The 26891-nt window shown below is 72.1% G+C and carries 21 protein-coding genes; 14 read left to right on the top strand and 7 right to left on the bottom strand.

Annotated elements, in window-relative coordinates; genetic code table 11:
* Positions 1–207 precede the first annotated feature (207 nt).
* From rpsB to ABZK10_RS15305, 9 genes are all read left to right on the top strand, one after another.
* Positions 208–1107 carry a 30S ribosomal protein S2 gene (gene rpsB / locus ABZK10_RS15345; RefSeq protein WP_353810159.1) on the top strand — a complete coding sequence of 300 codons (900 nt, stop codon included), beginning with the start codon at positions 208–210 and terminating at the stop codon, positions 1105–1107.
* 36 nt (positions 1108–1143) lie between these two features.
* The gene (tsf, locus tag ABZK10_RS15340) at positions 1144–1974 is read left to right on the top strand and encodes a translation elongation factor Ts (RefSeq protein WP_353810158.1); all 831 of its coding nucleotides are present in this window, start codon (positions 1144–1146) and stop codon (positions 1972–1974) included.
* A 113-nt stretch (positions 1975–2087) separates the two neighbouring features.
* Positions 2088–2822: a UMP kinase gene (gene pyrH, locus ABZK10_RS15335; RefSeq protein ID WP_353810157.1), complete on the top strand. Its 735-nt coding sequence runs from the start codon at positions 2088–2090 to the stop codon at positions 2820–2822.
* A 52-nt stretch (positions 2823–2874) separates the two neighbouring features.
* Entirely contained in the window at positions 2875–3429 is a 555-nt protein-coding gene (gene frr, locus ABZK10_RS15330; protein WP_353810156.1) for a ribosome recycling factor, read from the top strand.
* Between the two features lie 8 nt (positions 3430–3437).
* Positions 3438–4415: a phosphatidate cytidylyltransferase gene (locus tag ABZK10_RS15325; RefSeq protein ID WP_353810155.1), complete on the top strand. Its 978-nt coding sequence runs from the start codon at positions 3438–3440 to the stop codon at positions 4413–4415.
* A gap of 14 nt (positions 4416–4429) precedes the next feature.
* Positions 4430–4981, top strand: a complete 552-nt coding sequence (locus tag ABZK10_RS15320; protein ID WP_353810154.1) for a DivIVA domain-containing protein — start codon at positions 4430–4432, stop codon at positions 4979–4981.
* Between the two features lie 146 nt (positions 4982–5127).
* Entirely contained in the window at positions 5128–5688 is a 561-nt protein-coding gene (locus ABZK10_RS15315) for an aggregation-promoting factor C-terminal-like domain-containing protein (protein ID WP_353810153.1), read from the top strand.
* Positions 5689–5696: 8 nt separating this feature from the next.
* Positions 5697–6002 (top strand): Rv1322 family protein, encoded by a 306-nt coding sequence (locus tag ABZK10_RS15310; protein WP_353810152.1) that lies wholly within the window; start codon positions 5697–5699, stop codon positions 6000–6002.
* Positions 5999–6733 (top strand): alpha/beta hydrolase, encoded by a 735-nt coding sequence (locus ABZK10_RS15305; protein ID WP_353810151.1) that lies wholly within the window; start codon positions 5999–6001, stop codon positions 6731–6733. The genes ABZK10_RS15310 and ABZK10_RS15305 overlap by 4 nt, the downstream gene beginning before the upstream one ends.
* A gap of 40 nt (positions 6734–6773) precedes the next feature.
* Here the strand turns inward: ABZK10_RS15305 and ABZK10_RS15300 are convergent, their stop codons facing one another.
* Both ABZK10_RS15300 and ABZK10_RS15295 read right to left on the bottom strand, forming a co-directional pair.
* Entirely contained in the window at positions 6774–7838 is a 1065-nt protein-coding gene (locus tag ABZK10_RS15300) for an AI-2E family transporter (protein WP_353810150.1), read from the bottom strand.
* Positions 7839–7865: 27 nt separating this feature from the next.
* Entirely contained in the window at positions 7866–9479 is a 1614-nt protein-coding gene (locus ABZK10_RS15295; protein WP_353810149.1) for a DivIVA domain-containing protein, read from the bottom strand.
* 247 nt (positions 9480–9726) lie between these two features.
* Here ABZK10_RS15295 and ABZK10_RS15290 point away from each other — a divergent pair, with 247 nt between their 5' ends.
* Positions 9727–11598 (top strand): DUF8094 domain-containing protein, encoded by a 1872-nt coding sequence (locus ABZK10_RS15290; protein WP_353810148.1) that lies wholly within the window; start codon positions 9727–9729, stop codon positions 11596–11598.
* Positions 11599–11609: 11 nt separating this feature from the next.
* Entirely contained in the window at positions 11610–12554 is a 945-nt protein-coding gene (locus ABZK10_RS15285) for a tetratricopeptide repeat protein (protein ID WP_353810559.1), read from the top strand.
* A 12-nt stretch (positions 12555–12566) separates the two neighbouring features.
* On the opposite strand, the gene glgB is transcribed toward ABZK10_RS15285, so the two are convergent.
* On the bottom strand, positions 12567–14774 hold the full coding sequence (gene glgB, locus ABZK10_RS15280) for a 1,4-alpha-glucan branching protein GlgB (protein WP_353810147.1): 2208 nt from the start codon (positions 14772–14774) through the stop codon (positions 12567–12569).
* The gene (locus tag ABZK10_RS15275; RefSeq protein WP_353810558.1) at positions 14767–16740 is read right to left on the bottom strand and encodes an alpha-1,4-glucan--maltose-1-phosphate maltosyltransferase; all 1974 of its coding nucleotides are present in this window, start codon (positions 16738–16740) and stop codon (positions 14767–14769) included. The genes glgB and ABZK10_RS15275 overlap by 8 nt, the downstream gene beginning before the upstream one ends.
* A gap of 121 nt (positions 16741–16861) precedes the next feature.
* Between ABZK10_RS15275 and glgP the strand changes: the two genes are divergently transcribed.
* Positions 16862–19414 carry an alpha-glucan family phosphorylase gene (glgP, locus tag ABZK10_RS15270; protein ID WP_353810146.1) on the top strand — a complete coding sequence of 851 codons (2553 nt, stop codon included), beginning with the start codon at positions 16862–16864 and terminating at the stop codon, positions 19412–19414.
* Here glgP and ABZK10_RS15265 read toward each other — a convergent pair.
* The 3 genes from ABZK10_RS15265 to glgX are packed head-to-tail and all read right to left on the bottom strand — an operon-like array spanning position 19411 to position 24009.
* Positions 19411–21372 (bottom strand): acyltransferase family protein, encoded by a 1962-nt coding sequence (locus ABZK10_RS15265; RefSeq protein ID WP_353810145.1) that lies wholly within the window; start codon positions 21370–21372, stop codon positions 19411–19413. The genes glgP and ABZK10_RS15265 overlap by 4 nt on opposite strands.
* Before the next feature lie 52 nt (positions 21373–21424).
* Positions 21425–21925: a Cys-tRNA(Pro) deacylase gene (ybaK, locus tag ABZK10_RS15260; RefSeq protein WP_353810144.1), complete on the bottom strand. Its 501-nt coding sequence runs from the start codon at positions 21923–21925 to the stop codon at positions 21425–21427.
* Between the two features lie 41 nt (positions 21926–21966).
* The gene (gene glgX, locus ABZK10_RS15255; protein WP_353810143.1) at positions 21967–24009 is read right to left on the bottom strand and encodes a glycogen debranching protein GlgX; all 2043 of its coding nucleotides are present in this window, start codon (positions 24007–24009) and stop codon (positions 21967–21969) included.
* Positions 24010–24084: 75 nt separating this feature from the next.
* On the opposite strand from glgX, the gene ABZK10_RS15250 reads away from it, so the two are divergent.
* A complete protein-coding gene (locus tag ABZK10_RS15250) occupies positions 24085–25323 on the top strand; it encodes a cysteine desulfurase family protein (protein WP_353810142.1) in 1239 nt (412 codons plus the stop codon).
* Positions 25324–25610: 287 nt separating this feature from the next.
* The gene (mnmA, locus tag ABZK10_RS15245; RefSeq protein WP_353810141.1) at positions 25611–26780 is read left to right on the top strand and encodes a tRNA 2-thiouridine(34) synthase MnmA; all 1170 of its coding nucleotides are present in this window, start codon (positions 25611–25613) and stop codon (positions 26778–26780) included.
* Positions 26781–26891 lie beyond the last annotated feature (111 nt).

Here is a 26891-nt window from a genome sequence, read left to right as displayed (position 1 = left end):
GCCCTGATCGGACCGCCGTCGACAGCTGGGGAGGAGCCGCGCTGTGATATCGTGGCGGGAGCACCCCGGTCTCCGGGGTGACTTCGCGTGCCCGAGAGGCGACACCCTCCATCAGTCCCGTTCGCAGGAACGGGCGGATCCGTGCGCCGGGCACCAGGGCTCGCGCCGCCGGCGCGAACGACAACTGAGAACAGAAGGAGTACGGCCATGGCCGTCGTCACCATTCGCCAGCTGCTCGACAGCGGCGTGCACTTCGGGCACCAGACCCGTCGCTGGAACCCCAAGATGAAGCGATTCATCTTCACGGAGCGCTCCGGCATCTACATCATCGACCTGCAGCAGTCGCTCGCCTACATCGACAAGGCGTACGACTTCGTCAAGGAGACGGTCGCCCACGGCGGCACCATCCTCTTCGTCGGCACCAAGAAGCAGGCGCAGGAGTCGATCGCCGAGCAGGCGACCCGCGTGGGCCAGCCCTACGTCAACCAGCGCTGGCTCGGCGGCCTCCTCACCAACTTCCAGACGGTGTCGAAGCGCCTCGCCCGCATGAAGGAGCTCGAGGAGCTCGACTACGAGGGCACCACCTCGGGCTTCACCAAGAAGGAGCTGCTGCTCAAGAAGCGCGAGCTCGACAAGCTGCACAAGTCGCTCGGCGGCATCCGCAACCTGTCGAAGACCCCGTCGGCCCTCTGGGTGGTCGACACCAAGAAGGAGCACCTCGCGATCGACGAGGCGAAGAAGCTCGGCATCCCCGTGATCGCCATCCTCGACACCAACTGCGACCCCGACGAGGTCCAGTACCCCATCCCGGGCAACGACGACGCGATCCGCTCGGTGAGCCTGCTCACCCGCATCGTCGCCGACGCCGCGGCCGAGGGCCTGATCCAGCGCCACCAGAAGCCCGAGGAGGGCGCCGAGGCCGCCGAGCCCCTGGCCGAGTGGGAGCAGGAGCTCCTCCAGGCGCAGACCCCGGAGCAGTCGTCCGCCGAGACCGACAAGGTCGACGGCGCCACGGCTGAGGCCCAGGAGGTCGCCGAGGTCCCCGACGTCGTCGCCGCCGAGGCCGCGACCGAGGCCCCGGCCGCCGACGAGGCCGCCGCCAAGTAGTCCACGAGACACATCGAGCAAGGAGAAGCAGAGCGAATGGCAAACGTCAGCATCGCCGACATCAAGGCGCTGCGCGAGCAGCTCGGCACCGGCATGAGCGACACCAAGGCCGCCCTCGTCGAGGCGGACGGTGACCTCGAGAAGGCGACCGAGATCCTGCGCCTGAAGGGCGCCAAGGGCAACGCGAAGCGCGCCGACCGCTCGACCTCGGAAGGCCTCGTGGCCGCGACCGAGAACGGCAACGGCACCGCGACGCTCATCGAGCTGGCCTGCGAGACCGACTTCGTCGCCAAGGGCGACAAGTTCGTCGGCCTCGCCGACCGCGTGCTCGCCGCCGTCGCGGCAGCGGGCGCCGAGACCGTCGAGGCGGCGCTCGCCGCTCCGGCCGAGGGCAAGACCGTCGCCGACGTGATCAGCGAGGAGGCGGCGATCCTCGGCGAGAAGGTCGAGCTCCGTCGCGTCGCGCTGGTCACGGGCGAGCAGTTCTCGATCTACCTGCACAAGACGTCGAAGGACCTGCCCCCGCAGGTCGGCGTCGTGCTGGGCTACGCCGGCGACGACGCGGAGACCGCCCGTTCGGTCGCGCAGCACATCTCGTTCGCCGCGCCGGAGTACCTCACCCGTGAGGACGTCCCGGCCGAGTCGGTCGAGAAGGAGCGCGCGCTCGTCGAGCAGATCACCCGCGAGGAGGGCAAGCCGGAGGCGGCGCTGCCCAAGATCGTCGAGGGTCGCCTGGGCGCCTACTTCAAGCAGGTCGCACTGCTCGAGCAGGACTACGCCAAGGACAACAAGCTTCGGGTGAGCAACGTGCTCTCCGACGCCGGGCTCACCGTGTCGGGCTTCGCCCGATTCAAGGTCGGCGCCTGATCGAATGAAGGGAGTCCGGATCGCTCGCGATCCGGACTCCTTTTTCATGCCCGTCGCAGTGGGCGGCGGGCAGGTGCATGGGTAACGTGGTGCTGACAGGAAGGACATGGGGGATGGCTGGAACGAACACGCGCAGGCGCGTCCTGTTGAAGCTCTCGGGGGAGGCGTTCGGCGGTGGTTCGCTCGGCGTGAATCCCGACGTGGTGAGCGCGCTCGCACGCGAGATCGCCCAGGCGGCCGAGCAGGTCGAGATCGCGATCGTCGTCGGCGGCGGCAACTTCTTCCGCGGCGCCGAGCTCTCGCAGCGCGGCATGGACCGCGGGCGCGCCGACTACATGGGCATGCTGGGCACGGTCATGAACTCGCTCGCCCTGCAGGACTTCCTCGAGCAGGCCGGCGCGGAGACCCGCGTGCAGTCCGCCATCGAGATGACCCAGGTCGCCGAGCCCTACATCCCGCGACGCGCCGAACGGCACCTCGAGAAGGGCCGGGTCGTCATCTTCGGCGCCGGCGCCGGACTGCCGTACTTCTCGACCGACACGGTCGCGGCGCAGCGAGCCCTCGAGATCGGCGCCGACATGGTGCTGGTCGCCAAGAACGGCGTCGACGGCGTGTACACCGACGACCCGCGCACGAACCCGGATGCCGAGCGCATCGATCGCATCAGCTACCAGGACGCGCTCCAGCGCGGCCTCAAGGTGGTCGACTCCACCGCGTTCAGCCTCTGCATGGACAACGGCATGCCCATGCGCGTGTTCGGCATGGAGCCGGGCGGCAACGTGACCGCGGCGATCCTCGGCGAGGAACTGGGCACGCTCGTCAGCAACGGCGAGGCTGCGCACGGGTAGCTCCCGTTCGCCCGACTAGACTGTCCCGAGCAGCGAAACCGAAGGAGTCCACGTGATCGCGGATGTACTGTCCGATGCCTCCAGCCGCATGAACAAGGCCGTCGAAGTCGCCAAGGACGACTTCGCCACCGTTCGCACGGGCCGCGCCAACCCGCAGCTGTTCCAGAAGATCATGGTCAGCTACTACGGCACGCCGACCCCACTGAACCAGCTCGCCTCGCTGCAGAACCCCGAGGCGCGCACGCTGGTCGTGACGCCCTACGACAAGAGCGCGCTGCGCGACATCGAGCAGGCGATCCGCGACACGCCGAACCTCGGCGCGAACCCGAACAACGACGGCAACATCATCCGGATCACCCTGCCCGAGCTGACCGAGGAGCGCCGCAAGGAGTACGTGAAGCTCGTCCGCGCGAAGGCGGAGGATGCGCGCGTGTCGGTGCGCAACATCCGCCGCACCGCCAAGAGCGACCTCGAGTCGCTCAAGGGCGAGGTCGGCGACGACGAGGTCGTGCGCGGGGAGAAGGAGCTCGAGCACGTCACCAAGCAGCACGTCGAGGCGATCGACGAGGCGCTCAAGCGCAAGGAAGCCGAACTCCTCGAGGTCTGAGGGCGAGGATGACAGAGCCCGACGACACCAACGACGCCGAGCCGGAATCGCCGGGGGCCCCCTCCGAACTGCGGGCGCAGATGCACGCGCGCCGGGTCGAGTTGGAGCGCCAGTTCGAGGCGACCCGCGCGCAGTTCGACGCCACCCAGGAGCGCATCCAGGCGCGCACCGGGCGCAACCTGCTGCTCGCGATCGTGATCGGCCTCGTGCTGGGCGGTGGACTCCTCGTGAGCCTGCTCATCGTCAAGCAGCTGTTCATGGTGTTCGCGGCCGTGCTGATCGGCTTCACGACCGCCGAGCTCGCCACGGCGCTGCGGCGCGCCGGCTACGGCGTCCCGCGCATCCCCACGGTCGTCGGCGGCGTCGCGGTGGTGCCGCTGGCGTACTACGGCGGCCCCGCAGGCCAGCTGGTGGGCGTGCTGGGCGCGATCCTGCTGGTCGCCGCCTGGCGGCTCGTCGAGCAGCTGATCCCCTCGCGACGTGACACCGCGCTGCTCCCCGACCTGTCCGCGGCGGTCTTCGTGCAGGCGTACGTCACGTTCCTCGCGTCGTTCACCGTCGTGCTCACGGCGCAGGACGGCGGCCAGTGGTGGGCGCTCGGGTTCATCGTGATCGTCGTCCTCGCCGACACCGGTGCCTACGCCGCCGGGCTCACCCTCGGCAAGCATCCGATGGCGCCCGTCATCAGCCCGAAGAAGACCTGGGAGGGCTTCGCCGGCGGCGCGCTGACCTGCCTGATCGCGGGCGTGCTGGTCGGCATCTTCATGCTCGGCACGTCGTGGTGGTTCGGCCTGCTCTTCGGTGCGGCGATCTTCCTCTCCGCCACCTTGGGCGACCTCGCCGAGTCACTCATCAAGCGCGACATCGGCATCAAGGACATGAGCTCGAAGCTCCCCGGCCACGGCGGCTTCCTCGACCGACTCGACTCGATCCTCCCGTCGGCCGCCGTGGCGTTCACAGCCTTCCTGCTCTTCACCGCAGCCTGAGGGAGAATGATCCGGTGCACTCGACCTTCCCGCGCGTCAGGCGTCCACGGCTCGGCTACCACGTCGAACAGGTCGACGCGTTCCTCGCCCGCGCACGCCGCGCCTACGACGGCGTCGACCGCGACTCCGAAGCGCTCGCCGCCGAGGACATCCGCCTGATGGCCTTCTCGATGCAGAAGGGCGGCTACTCCACCGCGCACGTCGACGGGGCCCTGGAGCGCCTGGAGGACGCCTTCGCGGCGCGTGAGCGCCAGCAGGCCGCAGCCGACCAGGGCGAGGGGGAGTGGATCGACGAGGCGCGCGCGACCGCGCAGGTCGTCATCAACCGCCTCGCACGGCCCGAGGGCCATCGCTTCGACCGCGTCTCCATGCTCGCGGTGGGGTACAGCACGCGCGAGGTCGACCGGTTCGCGGAGAAGCTCATGCGGTACTTCCGCGACGGCCTGCCGATCGCGGTCGACGACGTGCGCACGGTGGTGTTCCGCCCGCAGCGGGGCGGGTACCGGGAGGTGCAGGTCGACCTCGTGCTCGACGCCGTCGTCGACGTGATGCTGGCCGTCCGATGACCCGCCGCGCGCGTCACGTCGACGCCCCCGGGCTCCGCTAGACTCGCCGTATCGTGGGCAGGCACTCAGGGCGTACGCCGAATTCGGCCATTGCACCGGCGGCACGTCCGCCGGTGCGTCGTCGTAGCGCCAAGCAGGCGCTGACGGTGCTCTTCGCATTCGGGGCCTCGGTCTCGTTCGTGCTGGTGCAGCTCGTCGACCCGTACGCCGGCGCGACCGCGTCGGGGGAGTACACGGCGAGCGGCGACCGATTCGGCGGCGAGGCGACGCAGGCCGTCGAGGTCACCGGCGAGTACGACTTCACGGCGTCGCGCGACGAGTACGTCGTGGAGGCCAAGCCCGAGCCGGCGGCCGTGTCGAGCGCCGCGATCACCTACCAGGCGCCGCCCGCCGTCGTCCCCGATCCGGGCTCGGCCCAGGCCTACGCGGCCGGCGCCGTCGCCGCGCGCGGCTGGTCGACGGGCGAGTTCGACTGCCTCGTCGCACTCTGGAACAAGGAGTCGGGCTGGCGCGTCAACGCCATGAACCCGTACAGCGGCGCCTACGGCATCCCGCAGGCCCTGCCCGGGTCGAAGATGGCCACCGCGGGCGCCGACTGGGAGACCAACGCCGCGACGCAGATCGAGTGGGGCCTGGGCTACATCGCCGGCCGGTACGGCACCCCGTGCGGGGCGTGGTCGCACTCGCAGTCGGTCGGCTGGTACTAGGCGGGCGGATGCCTCGCAGCAATCGCCGCCGCGGCAGCCGTCGCGACCGCGCCGAGGACGCCGAGCCGCTCGACGTCGACCGGCTGCGCGCGGGCTGGAAGCGCACCGAGCAGCGCCGTGACGGCAGCTGGTACGTACAGCCGGTGTCGGAAGCGCAGGCCGTCAAGGAGTACGTCTGCCCCGGCTGCGGCCTCGTGGTGGAGCCGGGGGTCGCCCACGTCGTCGCCTGGCGCGCGGACGGCGTGCTCGGCGACGCGGCCGACCTCGCGGGGAGGCGGCACTGGCACGTGCACTGTTGGAGGATGAAGGCATGACGACGGATGCCGCGGGCATCGAGATCCGGGCCGGGGTCGAGCTCCCCGCCGAACGTGAGGAGGTCGATCTGCGCACGGCCGACGGCCTGACGCTGGTCGGCGAGCTGGCGATGCCCGAGCACGGCGAGCCCGTGGCGACGCTCGTCACGCTGCATCCGCTGCCCACCGCAGGCGGGTTCATGGACTCGCACATCCTGCGCAAGGCGGCCGCGCGCCTGCCCGCACTGGCGAACGTCGCCGTGCTGCGCTTCAACACGCGGGGCACCGAGTCGCCGCGGGGCCGCAGCGACGGTGCGTTCGACCACGGCGAGGCCGAGCGGCACGACGTCGACGCCGCCATGGCGTTCGTCGCCGAGCGCGGCCTGCCCCACCCATGGCTGGTCGGCTGGTCGTTCGGCACCGAGCTCGCACTGAAGTACGGCCGCGCGCACGACGTGGAGGGGCTGATCCTCCTCTCGCCGCCCCTGCACCGCACCGACGACGAGGAACTCACGGCCTGGGCCGGGGACGATCGGCGCATCGTCGCGCTGATCCCGGAGCACGACGACTTCCTGCAGCCCGACGAGGCGCGGATGCGGTTCTCGCTCGTGCCGCACCTGGAGCTCGTGCCCGTCGAGGACGGCCGTCACCTGTGGGTGGGGGAGACGCAGACCCGGCGCGTGCTCGACGAGATCGTGCGGGTCGTGGCCCCGTCGGTGGCCCGGCCGTTGCCGACGCGCTGGACGGGCTGAGGCGGGAGCCGGGTCCCGGCGTCGCCGGGCGCGATCGTGCTCAGCGTTCGTTCTGGCGCGGGATCACGACCTGCTTGATGATCAGCAGGATCGACGCGGCCACGGGGATCGCGATGAGCGCGCCGAGCACGCCGAGCAGCGAACCGCCGGCGAGGGCCGCGACCACCACGAGCGCGCCCGGCACCTGCACGGCCCGGTTCATGATGTTCGGGCTCAGCACGTACGCCTCGACCTGCATGTAGACGACGTAGTAGATGGCCGCCACGAGGGCCGTCAGCGGCGACCCGATGCCGGGGATGAGGCAGACCAGCACGATGATCACCGAGCCCGTCAGCGTGCCCACGAGGGGGATCAGCGACAGCACGAACGCCATGAACGCGAGCACCGCGGGGAACGGCGCCTGGATGATCGACAGGAAGATGAAGCTCGCCACGCCGTTGATCGAGGCGAGCGTCACCTGGCCGACGACGAACCGGCCGACCGACTGGGTGATCTGCTCGGTCAGGTCGGCGAAGCGGGCCCGGCGCGAGGCGGGGACCAGCTGGTAGGTCGCGCGCTTCATCGCGTTGAGGGAGGCCGTGAAGTAGAGCGTGAGGATCAGCACGATCACGCCGCCGAAGATGCCGGCGCCGATCGTGATCGCCACCGCGAGCACGCCTCCGGCGAGCTCGGCGACGCTCTCCGGGTCGTTGACCAGGTCGATGGCCGCGTCGGACACGGCCTGGAAGATGTCGTCGACCCGCAGCCAGGGGAGTTGCTGGGCGATCGAGTCGACCAGCTCGCCCGACTCGAGCCGGCGCACGATGCCCGGGATCTGGTCGATGAGCTGCCCGACCTCGTTCACGATGATCGGCACCACCGCGAGCACCAGGCCCGTCACGAGCGCCACGACGGCTGCCATCACGGTGAGGATGGCAGCCCATCGCGGGAAGCCGCGCCGTTCCAGCCACGTGACCACGGGGTCGAGGCCCAGTGCCAGGAACAGCGCGGCACCCACGTAGGTGATGATCGTCGAGAGGCTGACGATCGAGAAGATGATCAGGAGGCCCAGACCGACACCGAGGGTGCCGATCAGGCCGAGGCGGAACGCGTTCTGGATCTTCACGATGCGCGAGGTCCGCCCTCCTGCCGCCTACTTCGAGGAGTTGGCGGCCACCTGCTCTGCCTGGGTCAGCACGCCGCGGAGGCTCTCGAAGTACCCCGCGACCGCGTCACGCTCGATCCTAATCTGCGAGAGGCGGTCCTCGGCGTCGGCGACGAGGGCGCGGGTGCGCTCGTCGGCCTCGGAGATCATCTTGCGCGCCTGCTCGTTGGCCGCGGCGATGCGCTCGCGCGCCTCCTCGTCGGCCCGCTCGCGGGACTTCAGGATGTCGGAGCGCAGCTCCGCCTCGAGGCGCTCGTTCTCGGCGCGGCTCTCGGCGGTGCGGGCGACGGCCTCGGCCAGCTCGGCGTTCGCGTCGTCGAGGAACTTCTGCGTCTCGGCGACGGCCTGGCGGTGCGCGGCGAGCAGCTCCTGCTCGGCGTCGTCGCGCTTCGCGGTGAGCTCGGCGTCGAGGTCGGTGCGGGCCTGCTCGATCTCTCGGCGCATGCGGGTGACCTCGTGGGTCGTCTTCTTGCGCATCGCGGCGAGCTGGTTGTCGAGCTCGATGCGGGCGCTCTCGGCCTCCGCCTCGAAGTCGGCCCGGGCCTGGTCGTGCTCGAGGGCGAGGTCGGCGCGGGTCTGGTCGAGCCCGGCCTCGTGACGGGCGCGGATGCGGTCGAGCTCGTGCTCGAGCTTCAGCTTGGCGGTCTCGGCCTCGCGCTCGAGGTCGACCTGCACCTGCTCGCGCTCCTGCTCGATTCCGGCGCGGGCCGCGTCGATCTCGCGCTGGAGGTCGGTGCGGGCCTGGTCGAGCTCGTGCACGAGCGCGGCGCGGGACTCCTCGGCCTCGGCCTCGATGCCGGCGCGCGACTCCTTGGTCTCGCGCTCGATGTCGAGACGTGCCTGCTCGGTCTCCTTCGCCAGGTCGAGGCGTGCCTGCTCGGTCTCCTTGGCGAGCTCGGCCCGGGCGCGGTCGAGCTCGATCGCGACCTCGGCGCGCGTCTGCTCGGTCTCGTCGGCGAGGCCCTCGGCGGTGCGACGCGCCTCCTCGGCCTCGGTGTTCGCCTCGACGAGGACGCGCGCGGCCTCGCGCTCGGCCTCGGAGCGCATGGCGTCGGACTCGCGCTTCGCGGTCGTGCGCAGCTCGGCGGCCTCGGTGGCGATCGCGCCGCGGATCGCGGCCGCGTCGCGTGCCGCGTCCTGGCGGAGCTGCTCGCTCTGCTCGTGCGCGCGGGCGACCATGTCGTCGGCCTCGGCACGGGCGTTCTCGAGCATGCGGGTCGCCTGGGCGCGCGCCTCGGAGACGGTGCGCTCGGCGAACTCCTGGGCGTCCGCGCGCTGCAGCGCCACCTCGTCGTCGGCGGCGCGGCGCAGCTTCTCGGCGTCGATGTCGGCCTGGGCGATGAGCCGGGTGGACTGCTCCTCGGCCACCCGCAGGGTGTTCTCGAGCTTCGTGCCGAGGCCGGAGAACGTGGGGTTGCCGACCTCCTCGAGCTCGGCGTTCAGGTCGTCGATGCGGGCGACGAGGCGCTTGACCTCCTTGCCCTGCTCGGCGAGCTGGGTGTTGGCGTTGAGGAGTTCCCGACGCAGGTCGACGAGTGCCTTGTCGACCTCGTCCTTGTCGTATCCGCGGAACACCTGCGTGAATTCGGTCTCCTCGACCATGTCTCCTCCGGGGGCTGGGGGGTGATGGCCCGCGAACAGGGGGTGGCGGCGGGCCCGTCCGATTGTACCCGCAGCGGCCTCCCCGTTCCCCACCCCATGTGCACAGGGGCCGGTTGGCCAACTCCCAGTCTCGGCCGATATCGTGGAACGTTGTGTCGCTCGCGACCGGCGGTCGCATCGGTGCCCGAACCGGTCCCTCGCACCGCACGCGGACGGGCGTCCGACTCCCCGACCCGAAGGAGACTCGTTGCGCTTCGTACTCGCGCTGGTGGCGTTCATCGGTGCCGCGCTGATGATCGGCGCCGGCATCGCGCAGCGCACCATCCTGCTCGAACCCGACGCCGTCGCGCGCGAGGTCACCGTCGAGAACGCGACGACCTACATGGTCGTCGAGCCCGAGGCGCTGGCCGCCTACGCCGGGCAGCAGACCTTCACGGTGAGCGGGTCACCGGAGGTGTTCCTCGCCTACGGGCGCACCGCAGACGTCATGGCGTGGATCGGGGACACCGCCTACACGAGCATCGGCTACGACGCTGAGGAGGACGCGCTGACGTCGTCGCTCATCACCCCGGCGGCGGAGCCCGGCACCGCGCCCGCCCCCGAGGCAGATCCCGACGCGCCCGCCGACGACTCCGGCGACGCGGCGTCCGACGAGGCCGAGGAGGAGAACCCGGATGCCTCGGGCAGCCCGTCCGGTTCCGACCTGTGGCTCGACCAGTTCGCGGCCGAGAACGTGCTCCGCACGACCGTCGACCTCCCCGAGGGCATCACGGTGCTGCTCGCGTCCGACGGCACCGAGCAGGCGCCGAACCGCATCGGCATGTCGTGGCCGCTCGACAACTCGACGCCGTGGGCCGGGCCGCTCATCGCCGGCGGGGCGCTGCTGTTCGTCGCGGGCCTGCTGCTGCTGATCTCCGGCATCCGCGGCCACCGGCGCGGTCGCGGACCGCGGCGCAACGTCACGCGCTCGTCGCGGAAGCTGCCGAGCGCGCCCCGGCCGACGAGCCGCCAGATCGGCCGCGGCGGCCGCCGCGCGATCGGCCGCTCGCGCATCGCGGTGGTGCCGGTCGTGGCGATCTCGGCGCTCGCCCTGACCGGCTGCTCGGCCGACTACTGGCCCGACTTCCAGGCGATGGCGACGTCGACCCCGACGGCGGAGCCGACCGCGACCGCCGACGGCGAGGACGGCGAGCCGGTCGTCCAGGAGGTCACCCCGCCCGCCGTCACGGTGCCGCAGATGGAGCGCATCATGCGCAGGATCGCGGTGCTCGCGGGCGACGCCGACGCCGATCGCGACGAGAAGCTGCTGGCGGAGCGCTTCGCCGGTCCGGCGTTCGATGCGCGCGAGGCGAACTACGCGATCCGCTCGTCGCTCGAGGACCACCCGGCGCCGACGGCCATCCGCGCCGCCCCGCTCACGCTCATCCTCCCGCAGCAGGCGAGTGCCTGGCCGCGCGTGGTCATGGTCGTCGCCCAGAACGAGGACGACCCGACCGAGGCGCCGACCGCGCTCGTGCTCCAGCAGGAGTCGCCGCGCGAGAACTACCGCATCGTCTACGAGATGGCGCTCGCTCCCGACGCGCAGGTGCCCCCGGTGGCCCCGGCGAGCCTCGGCGCCCCGATCATCTCGCCGGAGTTCAAGGGCCTGCTCCTGCCGCCCGGCGAGGTCGCGGCCGCGTACGCCGACGTCCTGCTGAAGGGCGAGGACAGCGAGTTCGCGCCGCTGTTCACCGAGGAGGGCGACGTGCTGCGCGAGCAGCTCGGCGTCGCCGGCCAGAAGGCGATCGCGGAGAGCCTGCCGGAGACGGCGGACATCGACTTCGCGAACGAGGTCGGCGACGGCCCGACCGTCGCGCTCGCCACGAACGACTCCGGCGCCCTCGTGACGGTCGAGATCGAGCAGCGCGAGAAGGTGACCCCCAACGACGGCGGCACCATCGGGTTCGAGGAGGGCTCGCCCGGCGCGGCGCTGTCCGGATTCGACGAGAAGAGCGCCAAGGGCGTGCAGCGCACGGTGTCGCTCCAGCTCCTGTTCTACGTCCCCGGTGTCGGCTCGGACGGCACCATCACGCTGCTCGGCTGGTCCGAGAGCCTGGTCAACGCGTCGGAGGTCAAGTGACGAACACGCCCATGCCCGACCCGTCGTCGATGCGCGGAGCGGTGGACCTGTCGTCCCTCGCGTCGCGCCGCTCCGCGCCACCGGCGCCCCCGGCGGGCGCCGGTGCGGCTCCGTCGGGCGGCGCGGCTGCGCCGTCGCTGCTCGTCGACGCGACCGACCAGTCGTTCGGCCAGGTCGTCGAGCTCTCCCGGCGCGTGCCGGTCATCGTCGACCTCTGGGCCGAGTGGTGCGAGCCGTGCAAGCAGCTCACCCCCGTCCTCGAGAAGCTCGTCACCGAGTACGCCGGTCGCCTCGTGCTGGCGCGCGTGGACGTGGACGCGAACCCGCAGCTCGCCCAGGCGTTCCAGGCGCAGTCGATCCCGACGGTCGCGGCCGTGGTCGGCGGCCAGCCGGTGCCGCTGTTCACCGGCGCCCAGCCCGAGCAGGTCGTGCGCGACGTGTTCGAGCAGCTCCTGCAGCTCGCCGCCCAGAACGGCGTGAACGGCCGCATCGACGTCGGTGACGCCCCCGAGGGCGACGCGGACGAGCCGGTCGAGGAGCCGCTGCCCGAGCACCACCAGGAGGCGTACGACGCGATCGAGCGCGGCGACTACGACGCGGCGGCCGCGGCGTACCGCACGGCGCTGGCGAAGCAGCCGTCGGACACCCTCGCGAAGGCCGGCCTCGCGCAGGTCAGCCTGCTCGCGCGGCTGCAGGGCCGGGGGATCGACGAGATCCGCCAGGCCGCCGCCTCCGCCCCGGACGACGTCGACGCCCAGCTCGCGGTGGCCGACCTCGACTGCTCGGGCGGCCACGTCGAGGACGCCTTCGACCGCCTGCTCGTGCTGTTCCCGAAGCTCGACCAGCCGGGCCGCGACCGCGTGCGCGAGCGCCTGCTCGACCTGTTCGAGGTCGTCGGCATCGACGACCCGCGCGTCGGCACTGCACGGCGCCGGCTCGCCTCCCTGCTCTACTAGCCGGCGCGCCGATCAGCCCTCCGGCCGCAGCCAGAGCACGCCGAGCGGCGGCAGCGTCAGGTCGATCGACGCCGGTCGTCCGGCGAACGGCTCGTCGCGGGCATCCGCCCCGCCCAGGTTGCCGACGCCCGACCCGCCGTACTCGGCGGCATCCGTGTTCAGCACCTCGACCCAGCGCCCCGCGAAGGGCAGGCCGAAGCGCTGGCCGGTGTGCGGCACGCCCGCGAAGTTCGCCACGCACAGCAGCGGCCGGCGTTCGCGGTCGTAGCGCAGGAACGCGACGACGTTCGTCTCCGCCGACCCGCCGTCGACCCATTCGAACCCCGAGGCGTCGTTGTCGAGCTCCCAGAGCGACGGCGACTCGCGGTAGAGGCGGTTCAGCCGCCCGACGAGGTCGAACAGCGACCGGTGGCTCGGCTGCTCGAGCATCCACCAGTCGAGGCTGCGCTCCTCGCTCCACTCCGACAGCTGGCCGAACTCCTGGCCCATGAAGAGCAGCTGCTTGCCCGGGTGCGCCCACATGTAGGCGAGGTAGGCGCGCAGGTTGGCGAGCTTCTGCCAGTGGTCGCCCGGCATCTTGTTCAGCAGCGACCCCTTGCCGTGCACGACCTCGTCGTGGCTGATCGGCAGCATGAAGTTCTCGCTGAACGCGTACACGAACGAGAACGTGATCTCGTTGTGGTGGTACGAGCGGTACATCGGGTCCTCGCGGATGTACCCGAGCGTGTCGTGCATCCAGCCCATGTTCCACTTGAACCCGAAGCCGAGGCCCCCCGACGACGTGGGGCGGGTGACGCCCGGCCAGTTCGTCGACTCCTCGGCGATGACCACGGTGCCGGGGTTGCGCTTGTACGCGGTCGCGGTGACCTCCTGCAGGAACGCGATCGCCTCGAGGTTCTCGCGCCCGCCGTGCTCGTTCGGCACCCACTCGCCCTCCTCACGCGAGTAGTCGAGGTAGAGCATCGACGCGACGGCGTCGACGCGCAGGCCGTCGACGTGGAACTCCTCGAGCCAGTACAGGGCGTTGGCGACCAGGAAGTTCTTCACCCGGGGGTTCCCGTAGTCGAAGATCAGCGTGCCCCAGTCCTTGTGCTCGCCGCGGCGGGGGTCGGGGTGCTCGTAGAGCGCCTCGCCGTCGAAGCGGGCGAGCGCCCACTCGTCCTTGGGGAAGTGCCCGGGCACCCAGTCCATGATCACGCCGATGCCGGCGCCGTGGAGCCGGTCGATCAGGTACCGCAGGTCGTCGGGGTAGCCGAAGCGCGCCGTCGGCGCGAAGTAGCCCGTGACCTGGTAGCCCCAGGAGCCGCCGAACGGATGCTCCGCCAGGGGCAGAAACTCCACGTGGGTGTAGCCCAGGGCCGTGACGTAGTCGATGAGCTCGTCCGCGGCGGCGCGGTACCCGAGGCCCTGCCGCCACGAGCCGAGGTGCAGCTCGTACACGCTCATGGGGCCGTCGTGCGGATCGGTGGCGCGCCGGCGGTCCATCCACGCGTCGTCCGTCCACTCGTACGTCGTCGTGGTGACCGCCGACGCCGTGGACGGCGGCGTCTCGGCGGCGCGCGCCATCGGGTCGGCGCGGGTGACCCAGTCGCCCGAGCGGGTGTGCAGCTCGAACTTGTACTGCGCGCCGGGCTCGACGCCGGGCACGAACAGCTCCCAGACGCCGTTGCCGCCCATGTTGCGCATGGCGTGGGCGGTGCCGTCCCAGTTGTTGAAGCTGCCCACGACCCGCACGGCGCGCGCGTGCGGCGCCCACACCGAGAACGAGGTGCCGCTCACGGGGGTGCCGATTCCCCAGTGGTCGCGGTAGTGGGCGCCGAGCACGCGCCACAGCTCCTCGTGCCGGCCCTCGCCGATGAGGTGCAGGTCGAGCTCGCCGATCGACGGCGCGAAGCGGTAGGGATCGTCGGCCTCCCACTCGGTGCCGTCCTCGTAGCGCGCCTCGATGCGGTAGTCCTGCGGCGTGAAGTCGCCCACGCCCTGCCAGATGCCCCAGCCGACGTGCTCGAGGGGCAGACGGCCGTCCTCGAGCACCGCGTCGACGTCGCGGGCGAGCGGGCGTCGGGTGCGGATCACGGTGCGGGCCGGCTCGCCCGGGCGCTCGACCGGATGCTGGCCGAGCACGGCGTGCGGGTCGTGGTAGCGGCCCTCGCCGACCGCTGCCAGGATGTGGTCGGCGGGTCGCGCCGGCATGGCGGCGGAGTCTCGGGTCTCAGGCATCGATCGCTCCTCTGACGTGCAGGATGTGCACGGGCCGCGTGAACGCGTCGAGCCGCACGTAGTTCGACGCCCCCCACTCCCAGGTCTCGCCGCTGACGAGCTCGTCGACCGTGAACCGCGTGCCCGCGGGCAGGCCGAACGCGGTGACGTCGACGTGCACGGTCGTCTCGCGAACCGAATGCGGGTCGACGTTCGCGATGACGAGGATGGTGTCGGGCTCGCCGGACGGCGTGAACGCGCCGTCGAGGTGCTTGCTGTAGGCGAGGATCGCCGGGTCCTCGGTGGCGTGGAACCGGATGTTGCGGAGCTGCCCGAGTGCGGGGTGCTCGGCGCGGATGCGGTTCAGGATGCCGAGGTACAGCGCGAGCGATCGCCCCTCGGCCTCGGCCGCGGCGAAGTCGCGCGGCCGGTACTCGTACTTCTCGTTGTCGATCGCCTCCTCGGCGCCGGGGCGGGCGACCGACTCGAACAGCTCGAACCCGGAGTAGACGCCCCACAGGGGCGCCGCGGTCGCGGCGATCGACGCGCGCACCGTGAACGCGGCCGGGCCGCCGAACTGGAGGTACTCGGTGAGGATGTCGGGGGTGTTCACGAACAGGTTCGGCCGCATGTAGTCGGCGGTCTCCTGCGAGACGCTGGTGAGGAACTCCTCGAGCTCCTCCTTGCTGTTGCGCCACGTGAAGTACGAGTACGACTGCTGGAACCCGACCGCGGCGAGCGCGCGCATCATGGCGGGGCGCGTGAACGCCTCGGCGAGGAAGACCACGTCGGGATGCTCGGCGTTCACCTCGCCGATGATCCACTGCCAGAACGCCAGCGGCTTGGTGTGCGGGTTGTCGACGCGGAAGATGCGGATGCCCTGCGCGATCCAGTGCCGCAGCACCCGGAGCGCCTCCTGCCGGATGCCCTCGGGATCGTTGTCGAAGTTGATCGGGTAGATGTCCTGGTACTTCTTGGGCGGGTTCTCGGCGTACGCGATCGTGCCGTCGGGCAGCGTCGTGAACCACTCGGGGTGCTCGGTGACCCACGGGTGGTCGGGCGAGGCCTGCAGGGCGAAGTCCATCGCGATCTCGAGGCCGAGGCCGTCGGCCCGCCGCACGAACGCCCGGAAGTCCCGCAGCTGCCCGAGGTCGGGGTGGATCGCGTCGTGGCCGCCCTCGGGGGCGCCGATGGCCCAGGGCGAGCCGGGGTCGTCGGGGCCCGCATCGAGGGTGTTGTTCGGGCCCTTGCGGAAGGCCCGGCCGATCGGGTGGATCGGCGGGAGGTACACGACGTCGAACCCCATCCGGGCGACCTCGACGAGGCGGTGCTGCGCGGTGCGGAAGTTGCCGCTCTTCCAGCGCCCGTTCTTGTACTGCCGGGCACCCTCGGAACGGGGGAAGAACTCGTACCAGGAACCGACGCCCGCGGCGCGGCGCTCGACGTGCAGCACGTGCTCCGGTGAGGTCGACGACAGGGTGGCGTAGGGCCGCAGGTGGAACTCCGAGTGCAGCGCGGCGTCGTCGATGACGGCGGCGCGCACGTCGACCGGCTTCGCGCGGTTGCGGAGCAGGCGGGCGGATGCCGCGAGCCGGCGCCGGGACGGCTGGGGGCGGATCATCTGCAGCGACGCCTTCTGGAGCAGCCGCGCGCCGATCTCGAACATCAGCTCGACGTCGATGCCCGCCGGGACCTTGATGCCCGCGTCGTGCACCCACGTCTCGAACTCGTCGCCGAACCCGGTGACGCTCCAGCGCCAGTCGCCGACCTCGTCGACCAGTGCGTCGGCCTCCCAGCGGTCGAGGCCCGGCCCCATCAGGTGCATCCGATGGTCCGCGGTCTCGCCGGACGGGTTCGTCAGGTGCAGCATGGCGCCGACGGCGTCGTGCCCCTCGCGGAACACGGTGGCGCGGAACGGCACGACCTCGCCGTCGAACGCCTTCGGTCGCAGCTCGGGCTCGAGGGATGCGGGCGTGAGGCGGCCCACCGGGATCCGGCCGACCGTCGTCGTCGAGGGGGAGGTCACGTTCCGACCGTATCGCGTCGGGGGCCCCGTGTCGGGGGATTGCGTTCACGCGTCCGACATGTTCCGCGCATACAGTTGGCCCGTGCGAGCGATCCGTCGATTCACCGTCCGTCCCGTCGTCCCGGAGCGCCTCTCCGCGCTCGAGGAGCTCGCAGCCAACCTGCGCTGGTCGTGGCACGTGCCGACCCGCCGGCTGTTCGAGCACGTGTCGCCGCACGCGTGGGCGTCGACCGGGCACGACCCCGTCGCGCTGCTGGGCGAGGTGGCGCCGGAGCGGCTCGAGGAGCTCGCCGCCGACGACGGCTTCGTGACCTGGGCCGAGTCGCTCCGCACCGACCTGCACGCCTACCTGGGCGAGCCGCGTTGGTACCAGGGGCTCGAGGGTGCGACGCCGCGACGCATCGCCTACTTCTCGCCCGAGTTCGGCATCGCCGCGGCGCTGCCGCAGTACTCCGGCGGCCTCGGCATCCTCGCGGGCGACCACCTGAAGAGCGCCAGCGACCTGGGCGTGCCGCTGACCGCGGTGGGGCTGTTCTACCGGGCCGGGTACTTCTCCCAGTCGATCTCGCCCGACGGCTGGCAGCAGGAGCGCTACCCCGTGCTCGACCCCGACGGGCTGCCGCTCACGGTGCTGCGCGGGCATGACGGCACGCCCGAGCGGGTGCGGCTCGCGATGCCCGACGGGCGCACGCTGCACGCCCGCATCTGGCAGGCCGCGGTCGGCCGGGTGACCCTCCTGCTGCTGGACACCGACATCCCCGACAACGACGACGACCTGCGCGGCGTCACCGACCGGCTCTACGGCGGTGGGGGCGAGCACCGGCTGCTGCAGGAGCTCCTGCTCGGCATCGGCGGCGTGCGCGCCCTCCGGAGGTGGGTCGAGCTCGGCGGCCACGACGAGCCCGACGTCTTCCACACGAACGAGGGGCACGCGGGCTTCCTGGGCCTCGAGCGCATCTCCGACCTGATCGGCGAGGGCCTGACCTTCGCCGAGGCGCTGCAGGCCGTGCGCGCCGGCACCGTGTTCACCACGCACACGCCGGTGCCCGCGGGCATCGACCGGTTCGATCGCGGGCTCGTCGAGCGGTACCTGACGCCGTCGCTGCTGCCCGGCGTGCGCACGGCCGACGTGCTCGCGCTCGGGGCGGAGGCCGACCCGGGCTCGCACGCGTTCAACATGGCGGTGATGGGCCTGCGCCTCGGCCAGCGCGCCAACGGCGTCTCGAAGCTGCACGGCGAGGTCAGCCGACGCATGTTCAACGAGCTCTGGGCGGGCTTCGACGCCCGCGACGTGCCCATCGACTCGGTGACCAACGGCGTGCACGCGCCGACCTGGACCGACCCCGCGCTCACGGCGCTCGCCGAGACCCGCTTCGGCACCGCGGACACCACCGCGGCCGACTGGGCGTCCGACGTCGTGTCGGACGCCGAGTTGTGGGAGGTCAAGCAGGCGATGCGCGAGCAGCTCGTGGCCGACGCGCGTCGCCGCGTCGCGGCGTCGTGGTCGGCGAGCCATCCCGGCGCCATCGCGCCGCCGTGGACGGGCGGCGTGCTCGACCCGCACGTGCTGACCATCGGGTTCGCCCGCCGGGTGCCCACCTACAAGCGGCTCACGCTCATGCTGCAGGACCCCGAGCGCCTCGCGTCGATCCTCACCCACCCGGAGCGACCCGTGCAGATCGTCGTCGCCGGCAAGTCGCATCCGGCCGACGACGAGGGCAAGCAGCTGATCCAGCAGCTCGTGCGGTTCGCGTCCGACCCCGCAGTGCGCCAGCGCATCGTCTTCCTGCCCGACTACGACATCGGCATGGCGCGAACGCTCTACCCGGGCTGCGACGTCTGGCTGAACAACCCGCTGCGCCCGCTCGAGGCGTGCGGCACGTCGGGCATGAAGGCCGCGCTGAACGGCGCCCTGAACTGCTCGATCCTCGACGGCTGGTGGGCCGAGTACGCCGACGACGACAACGGGTGGGCGATCCCGACGGCCGACGCGGCGGGCGATGCGGCCGAGCGCGACCGGCTCGAGGCATCCGCCTTCTACGACCTGATCGAGCACCGCATCGCGCCGAAGTTCTACGACCGGGACGCCGACGGCGTGCCGGCGGCGTGGGTCGCCATGATGCGGCACACGCTCGCCACGCTCTCGCCCGAGCTGTCGGCCGACCGCATGGTGCGCGAGTACGTGCAGCGGCTGTACCGCCCGGCGGCCGAGCTCGCCGCGGTCGCGAATGCCGACGACCACCGCGCGGCGCGGGAGCTCGCCGCGTGGAAGGCGAAGGTGCGCGCGGCCTGGCCGTCGGTTCGGGTGCGCCACGTGGAGACGGGTGGCCTCGCCTCGGTGCCGCACGTCGGCGATGAGCTGCGGCTGCGGGCGCACGTCGACCTCGACGGGCTCACCGATGCCGACGTGGCGGTGCAGGTGGCCTACGGGCGGGTACACGACGGCGACGACCTCTCCGACCTGCGAACGTGCGAGCTGGAGCCCGACCCCTCGATCGACGCCGGCGGCGCGCGTGTTTACACCGGTTCGGTCGTCCTCGAGCGCGCGGGGGACTTCGGCTACACGGTGCGTGTCGTGCCTCGGCACGAGCTGCTGTTCAGCGCCGCCGAGATGGGGCTCGTGGCGCTGCCCTAGGAGGCCTCCGAGCGCTTCGCGACCAGTTCACGAAGGAGCGCGCGCAGTTCCGGCACCCGGGTCAGGGTCCACGCCGGGGCGAGGTGGTTGGTGTCGCGGAAGATCGGCAGGCCCGCTTCGATGACCGGGCAGGCCGAGGCGTCGCAGATGAGGTCGATCGATGAGAACTCGACGACGTCCGGATGTGTGGACAGCGTGTCCGATGCGATCGCGCCGAGTTCGGCGATCGGCGCGGTCGCCGTCACTCGCTCCACCTCGCAGGCGTCGGCACCCTGCACGATGAGGCAGCCGGTAGGGTCCTGGTCGAAGCGCGGGTTGTCGCGGACGACACCAACCGACCGGTCCGAGTGCGCGCTGAGCAGGGCCTCGTAGCCGGCGGACCAGCTGTCGAGCTGTTCGGCGGTCGAGAGCTCCGCGCCGCTGCCATCCAGGATCTGTCCCAGGTAGCCCTCCGATTGCGAGATCAGCAGTGCGTCTGGCGACTGCGCGCGGATGAATGCGTCTGTGTCGTCGCGGAAGCCCTGGCAGCCGGGATCCAGGTCCCCCCACGAGTAGACGATCTGCACCGCGACGGCCGGACACGACGCCCGCCAGCGCACGACGAGTTCGATCCGTTCGCCTCGGGCAGCCACATCGAGGGCTTCGACCCAGTGAGCGGCGTGCGAGTCGCCGAAGAGCAGGATCGTCCGGTCGCCGAGCGGGTCCCCGAGACGGCAGGTGTCGGAGTCCGCACACAGTGCCTCCGGGTCGGCGTGTCGCGCTGCGATGATCTCGGCGTTGTCAGCCCGGATCCGTTCGCCGGAGACGAAGGCGAACCCGGAGACCAGCAGCACGCAGAGGGTCGCGGCGATGCCGGCGGCGAAGGTCCTGGCCACCGACGCGCTGAGGCGGGGATGGAAGCGCACGGGTCGCTCGACGAACCGGTAGCTGAGGTACGCGACCGCGAGCGAGAGCGCCACGGCCGCAGCGCGAACGACCGGCTCGGCCCCCCACGCCTCCGTCATCAGCACGAGGAACGGCCAGTGCCACAGATACCACGAGTACGAGAGCTCACCGATGACGCGCAACGGGGCCGTCGAGAGCAACCGCGAGGGCAGGCTCGGAGCCCCGCGGCCGCCGGTGATCACCAAGAGGGTCGCCGACACCGGAACCGCCGCGATCCACCCCGGGAAGTCCAGGTGCTCGCTGAACGCGACGGTCGAGGCGACGAGGACGAGCAGGCCGGTCGCCGCCATCGAGGCGCGCATCCATGCGGGGCCGATGGCACGGGCGGGCACGAGGGCAAGCAGGCCCGCGACCGCGAACTCCCACGCTCGCGTCGGCAGGAGGTAGAACGATGCGCTCGGGTGCGCAGGGGTGAGAAGCACTGATGCGGCGAACGAGACCAGTGCGACGACTGCGAACAGGATGCCCAGTCGCCGCCGGATCGACCGTCCGCGGGAGAACAGCAGTGCTGCCGCGATCACGATCGGCCACACCAGGTAGAACTGCTCCTCGACGGCCAGCGACCACGTGTGCAGGAACGGGTTGGGGACGCCGAGGCCCTCGGCGAAGTATCCCGAGGGACTGAGCGCGAAGACGATGTTCGCGGTGTACGTCGCAGCAGCGAGCGACTGACCGGCGAGTGCGGTCAGGTCGATGGGCGAGACCACCAACGATCCGAGCACGACGGTCGCCACGATCATCACCAGCGACGCCGGTGCGAGCCGGCGGATCCGTCGCGCCCAGAAGTGCGCGAACCGGATGCGCCCGTGGCGGTCCACCTCGCGCAGGAGCAGCGTCGTGATCAGGTACCCGGAGATCACGAAGAACACGTCCACGCCGATGAATCCGCCGTCGAAGCCGGGCACGCCGGCATGGAACGCCACCACCGGGATGATCGCCAGCGCACGCAGGCCGGTGATGTCGTCGCGGAACCACCGACTGTGGGTGGCGGGCGGTGACGGCTGCGGCTGCATCACAGGACAATGTAGCCGTCACCCTGCGGTGTGCGAGATGCGGGCTGTGGATTCAGTCGCGGCCGATGGCGGCGTAGCGTGCGCCGGTCACGGCGAGCAGGTCGTCCGGGGCGAGCTCGAGGTCGAACCCGCGGCGTCCGCCCGAGACGAGGACGGTCTCGAACAGGATGGCCGTCTCGTCGAGCACGGTCGGCGCCGGGGTGCGCTGGCCGATCGGGCTGATGCCGCCGACCACGTAGCCGGTGCGCCGCTCGGCCGCGGCCGGATCCGCCATGCGCGCCTTCTTGCCGCCGACGGCCGCGGCGAGCGCCTTGAGGTCGAGCTGCCCCGACACGGGCACGATGCCGACGACGAGTTCCCCGTCGACGTCGGCGAGCAGCGTCTTGAACACCCGCTCGGGCTCGACGCCCAGGGCCTCGGCCGCCTCCAGGCCGAAGGCCTGGGTGCGCGGGTCGTGGTCGTACGGGCGCGCGGTGTAGGCGATGCCGGCCGCGTCGAGCGCGACGGTCGCGGGCGTGCCGCCCCGCCCCGGGGCATCCGCTCGTCTCGCCATCGCCGCTTCCTCTCGTGCCTCGTGCGTCGCGCTATCGGGGCTCAGTGCGCCCGGAACACCTGGATCGACGCCGGCCGCACCCGCACCGCGTCGCCGGGCCGCCGCTCGCTCAGCTGTCGCGACGGCGTGTCGCGGCTGGAGTCCCAGAGGCGCGTGTAGCCGGAGACTCCCGCGTGCGTCGGGAGCGTCACCCGCGTGCCGCGGTCGCGCCCGTGGAACACGAGCAGTACCCGGTTGAACGGCTCGTGCTGCGGGGTCGACGCGGCGAGGTACTGCAGGGTGCGCCGCTTCGGGTCGTCCCACTCGTGGCCCGCCATGGGCTCGCCGTGGGCGTTGTACCAGTCCATCTGCGTCGCGCCCGGGGTCGTCTCGCCGAAGCGGCCGAACTTGTCGGGACGCAGCGCGGGGTTCTCGCGGCGCAGTCGGATGAGGTGACGCGCCACCGCCAGGAGATCGTCCTCCCACGGCTGGCGCTCCCAGTCGAGCCAGGTGAGCTCGCCGTCCTGGCAGTAGGCGTTGTTGTTGCCGCGCTGCGTGCGTCCGTGCTCGTCGCCGGCGGTCAGCATCGGCACGCCCGCCGAGAGGAGCAGCGTGCCCAGCAGGTTGCGGATGCTGCGCTGCCGATCGGCGCGCACCGCCGCGTCATCGGTCGGACCCTCGACGCCGTGGTTGTAGGAGCGGTTGTCGTTCGTGCCGTCGCGGTTGTCCTCGCCGTTGCCGAGGTTGTGCTTGACGTCGTACGAGACGAGGTCGGCCAGGGTGAAGCCGTCGTGCGCGGTGATGAAGTTCACGCTCGCGAGCGGTCCGCGGTCGGCCGCGAACGCGTGCGCCGACCCGGCCACGCTCGTCGCCATCGTGCCGATGCCCGAGACGGGCTCGCGCCGCCGCTGCCGGCGCAGGTCGCCGAGCCAGAAGTCGCGGATGCGATCGCGGTAGCCGTCGTTCCACTCGCTGAACCCGGCCGGGAAGTTGCCGGTCTGCCAGCCGCCCCAGCCGACGTCCCACGGCTCTGCGATGAGCTTCGACGCGCCGATCACCGGGTCGTCGAGCATGCCGCGCAGCAGCGGGTGGTCGGGGGAGTAGTCGCCGTGCTGCCCGCGGCCGAGCGAGGCGGCGAGGTCGAGGCGGAAGCCGTCGACGCCGACCTCCCCGGCCCAGTACCGCATCGAGTCGAGCACCAGGCGCACGGGCGCCGCGCCGCCGAAGTACAGCGTGTTGCCGCAGCCGGTGGTGTCGACGTAGGCGCCGTGGGCGTCCTGCCGGTAGTAGCCGGCGTTGTCGATGCCGCGCAGGTGGTACGCGGGTCCGTGCGGCCCCTCCTCGGCGGTGTGGTTGTAGACGACGTCGAGCACGACCTCGAGCCCGGCCTCGTGCAGCAGGCGCACCATGCCCTGGAACTCGCGCAGCACCGCGGCGGGTCCGGCCGCCTGCGCGGCGGGGCTGGCGTACGCGGCGTGCGGGGCGAAGAAGCCGAGCGTGTTGTAGCCCCAGTAGTTCGTCAGGCCCTGGGCGAGCAGGCGCCGCTCGGGCACGAACGCGTGCACCGGCAGCAGCTCGAGCGTCGTGACGCCGAGGTCCTGCAGGTACGCGATCGAGGACTCGTGTGCGAGGCCCGCGTACGTGCCGCGCAGGTGGGCCGGCACGTCGGGGTTGCGCCGGCTGAATCCGCGCACGTGCGTCTCGTAGAGCACCGTGTGGTCCAGCGGCACGCGCGGCTTCGCGGAATCGCCCCAGTCGAAGCCCGCGTCGACGATCGCCGATCGCCACCCGTCGCCCGGGGCGCGCACGAGCCCGCGGGCGTAGGGATCGAGCAGCCGGTGCCGCGGGTCGAAGGCGTGGTTGGGTCCGGTCGGGCCGTCGACGCGCAGTGCGTAGAGGCGACCGGGCCGCAGCTCGGGGGACTCGGCCGACCAGACGCCGTGGGCGTCGCGGGCCATCTCGAGCGAGGCGATCGCCCAGGTGGCATCCGACGCCTCGAACACCTCGCAGCGCATCGAGGTCGCCGAGTGCGACCAGACGCGCAGCACGCCGCCCTCGGCGCTCGCGCGAACGCCGAGGTCGCGCAGCGCATCGCCCGACGTCATGCGATCTACAGTAGTTCGCGAGGAAGCGTGTTCCGACGCGCGTGCCCGGTCGGCCGATCGCGGGAGGTGAGGGGCGTGACCGTCTACCTCGACCACGCGGCGACGACACCGATGGTGCCCGAGGCGGTGGCCGCGATGACCGCGGCGCTGGGGCACGTCGGCAACCCGTCGTCGATCCACGCCGCCGGCCAGGACGCGAAGCGCATGCTCGAGGGCGCGCGCGAGCGCATCGCCGCGACGCTCGGCTGCGACCCCATCGAGGTGGTGCTCACCGGCGGCGGCACCGAGGCCGTGAACCTCGCGATCAAGGGGCTCTGGTGGGCACGGCAGGCGGATGCCCCGGCCGACGCCGACGCCGGCATCCGACGCCCGCGCGTGCTGGTGCCCGCGGGCGAGCACCACGCCACGATCGACACCGTCGAATGGCTCGAGGCGCACGAGGGCGCGGTGATCGAGGAGATCCCGCTCGACGCGGTCGGGCGCATCGACGTCGACGCGTTCGCCCGGGCGCTCGCGCGGGAGCCCGCGACGATCGCGCTCGCGACCATGCTCGCCGCGAACAACGAGGTCGGCACGCTCCAGCCGGTCGCCGAGGTGGCGGCGCTCGCCGCGGAGGCCGGGGTGCCGCTGCACGTCGACGCGATCGCGGCGTACGGGCACGTCCCGCTGTCGTTCCGCGACCTGCGCGCGGCCTCCGGGTCGACGGGGGCCGGGCTGGTCGCGATGAGCGTGTCGGCGCACAAGATCGGGGGGCCGGTGGGCGCGGGGGCGCTCGTGCTGGCGCGCGCCGCGCGCATCGAGGCGCTGCTGCACGGGGGCGGCCAGCAGCGTCGCATCCGCTCCGGCACCCAGGACGTCGCCGCCGCGGTCGCGTTCGCTGCGGCGGCGTCCGTCGTGTCGGACTCGCTCGAGGTCGAGGCGGCGCGGGTGGCGGCGCTGCGCGACCGGCTCGTCGCCGGGGTCGTGGCGGCCGTGCCCGAGGCCGTGCCGAGCGGCGACCCCGTCGACCGGCTGCCCGGCAACGCGCACTTCTCGTTCCCCGGCTGCGAGGGCGACTCGCTGCTGTTCCTGCTCGACATGGCGGGCGTCGCCGTGTCGACCGGCTCCGCGTGCCAGGCCGGCGTCGCGGAACCCTCGCACGTGCTGCGCGCGATGGGCCGCAGCGAGGCCGACTCCCGGGGCGCGCTGCGCGTGACGCTCGGCCGCACGACGACCGACGCCGACGTCGGCGCGTTCCTCGCCGCGCTGCCCGCTGCGTACGAGGCCGCCGCCCGCGCCGGCCTCGCCGCGCGCGCCACGTCGTTCGACCGCTGAGCCCAGCCTTGAGAGGGATGGAGATGATCGAGCGCGCGGGCCTCCGGCGGCGCTTCCGGATCGAGAAGCCGACGCACGACGGGGCGTCCCTCGCGTACGCATGACCGGCCGTGTCCGGTCATCGCCCGCGCCCGTTCGCGGGCGCCCGTTCGCGGATGCGGAGTCCGTTCGCGACACGCCGTCCTGCGGTGCCCGCAACCGGCGTGTCGCGCCGGAGTTCCGCATGCGCGTGCATCACGGGGCGGGCGTCGGGCGGCCGTTCAGGGGCCGCTCCTAGACTGGAGGCCATGAAGGTCCTCGCAGCGATGTCGGGCGGCGTCGACAGCGCCGTCGCGGCCGCGCGCGCCGTGGAGGCCGGCCACGAGGTGGTCGGCGTGCACCTCGCGCTCAGCCGCATGCCCGGCACCCTGCGCACCGGCAGCCGCGGCTGCTGCACCATCGAGGACTCGATGGACGCCCGCCGCGCCGCCGACCTCCTCGGCATCCCGTTCTACGTCTGGGACTTCTCCGAGCGCTTCAAGGACGACGTCGTCGACGACTTCATCGCCGAGTACGCCGCCGGGCGCACGCCGAACCCGTGCATGCGCTGCAACGAGCGCATCAAGTTCGCGGCGCTGCTCGAGAAGGCTCTGGCGCTCGGCTTCGACGCGGTCTGCACGGGCCACTACGCGAGCATCACGACGGATGCCTCGGGGTCGCGCGAGCTCCACCGCGCCAGCGCGGAGGCCAAGGACCAGTCCTACGTGCTCGGCGTGCTCACGGCCGACCAGCTCGCCCACGCGATGTTCCCGCTCGGCGACACGCCCTCGAAGGACCTCGTGCGCGCCGAGGCCGCCCGCCGCGGACTCGCGGTGGCGGGCAAGCCCGACTCGTACGACATCTGCTTCATTCCCGACGGCGACACCAGCGCCTGGCTCGCCGAGCGCGTCGGCACCGCTCCGGGCGACATCGTCGACCGCTCGGGCGAGGTCGTCGGCAGCCACGAGGGCGCGCACGCGTTCACGGTCGGCCAGCGCCGCGGGCTGCGGCTCGGCACGCCCGCGCCCGACGGCAAGCCGCGGTTCGTGCTCGACGTGCGCCCGAAGGAGCGCACGGTCGTGGTGGGCCCGCGCGAGGCGCTCGCGATCGCCGAGATCGCCGGCTCGCGCTTCACGTGGGCGGGCGCACCGCCGGCAGACCCGACCGAGGCGTTCGCGTGCGACGTGCAGATCCGCGCGCACGCCGACCCCGTGCCCGCGGTCGCACGGGTCGCGACGCGCGAGACGGATGCCTCGGGCGAGGCGTCGGACCAGGTCTCGGCCGGCTCCGCCGCATCCGCCGACGAGCTCGTGATCACGCCCGCCGCGCCGCTCGACGGCGTCGCGCCCGGCCAGACCGCGGTCGTCTACGTCGGCACGCGCGTGCTCGGCCAGTGCACGATCGACCGCACCGTCAGTGCAGTGCCGGTCGGGGTGTAGCCGACGATCGACCCGCGCGTTCGACCGGTCGTCGGACCGCATGCGGCGCCCTCGCGGTGTCGGCTGTCTTCCCTAGGATTGCCACGTGAGCGAGACGGCATCGAGCAGTGT

The organism is Agromyces sp. SYSU T00194 (assembly GCF_040496035.1).
Taxonomy (GTDB): Bacteria; Actinomycetota; Actinomycetes; order Actinomycetales; family Microbacteriaceae; genus Agromyces; species Agromyces chitinivorans.
Note: the sequence above shows the minus strand (reverse complement) of the source record. Positions and strands in the feature narration are given on the sequence as shown.

What these genes read in the sequence shown, in the direction of transcription:
- rpsB (WP_353810159.1), top strand. Translation starts at nt 208, where the DNA reads ATGGCCGTCGTCACCATTCGCCAGCTGCTCGACAGCGGCGTGCACTTC.
- tsf (WP_353810158.1), top strand. Translation starts at nt 1,144, where the DNA reads ATGGCAAACGTCAGCATCGCCGACATCAAGGCGCTGCGCGAGCAGCTC.
- pyrH (WP_353810157.1), top strand. Translation starts at nt 2,088, where the DNA reads ATGGCTGGAACGAACACGCGCAGGCGCGTCCTGTTGAAGCTCTCGGGG.
- ABZK10_RS15325 (WP_353810155.1), top strand. Translation starts at nt 3,438, where the DNA reads ATGACAGAGCCCGACGACACCAACGACGCCGAGCCGGAATCGCCGGGG.
- ABZK10_RS15310 (WP_353810152.1), top strand. Translation starts at nt 5,697, where the DNA reads ATGCCTCGCAGCAATCGCCGCCGCGGCAGCCGTCGCGACCGCGCCGAG.
- ABZK10_RS15305 (WP_353810151.1), top strand. Translation starts at nt 5,999, where the DNA reads ATGACGACGGATGCCGCGGGCATCGAGATCCGGGCCGGGGTCGAGCTC.
- ABZK10_RS15295 (WP_353810149.1), bottom strand. Translation starts at nt 9,479, where the DNA reads ATGGTCGAGGAGACCGAATTCACGCAGGTGTTCCGCGGATACGACAAG.
- ABZK10_RS15285 (WP_353810559.1), top strand. Translation starts at nt 11,610, where the DNA reads ATGCCCGACCCGTCGTCGATGCGCGGAGCGGTGGACCTGTCGTCCCTC.
- glgB (WP_353810147.1), bottom strand. Translation starts at nt 14,774, where the DNA reads ATGCCTGAGACCCGAGACTCCGCCGCCATGCCGGCGCGACCCGCCGAC.
- ABZK10_RS15265 (WP_353810145.1), bottom strand. Translation starts at nt 21,372, where the DNA reads ATGCAGCCGCAGCCGTCACCGCCCGCCACCCACAGTCGGTGGTTCCGC.
- ybaK (WP_353810144.1), bottom strand. Translation starts at nt 21,925, where the DNA reads ATGGCGAGACGAGCGGATGCCCCGGGGCGGGGCGGCACGCCCGCGACC.
- glgX (WP_353810143.1), bottom strand. Translation starts at nt 24,009, where the DNA reads ATGACGTCGGGCGATGCGCTGCGCGACCTCGGCGTTCGCGCGAGCGCC.
- mnmA (WP_353810141.1), top strand. Translation starts at nt 25,611, where the DNA reads ATGAAGGTCCTCGCAGCGATGTCGGGCGGCGTCGACAGCGCCGTCGCG.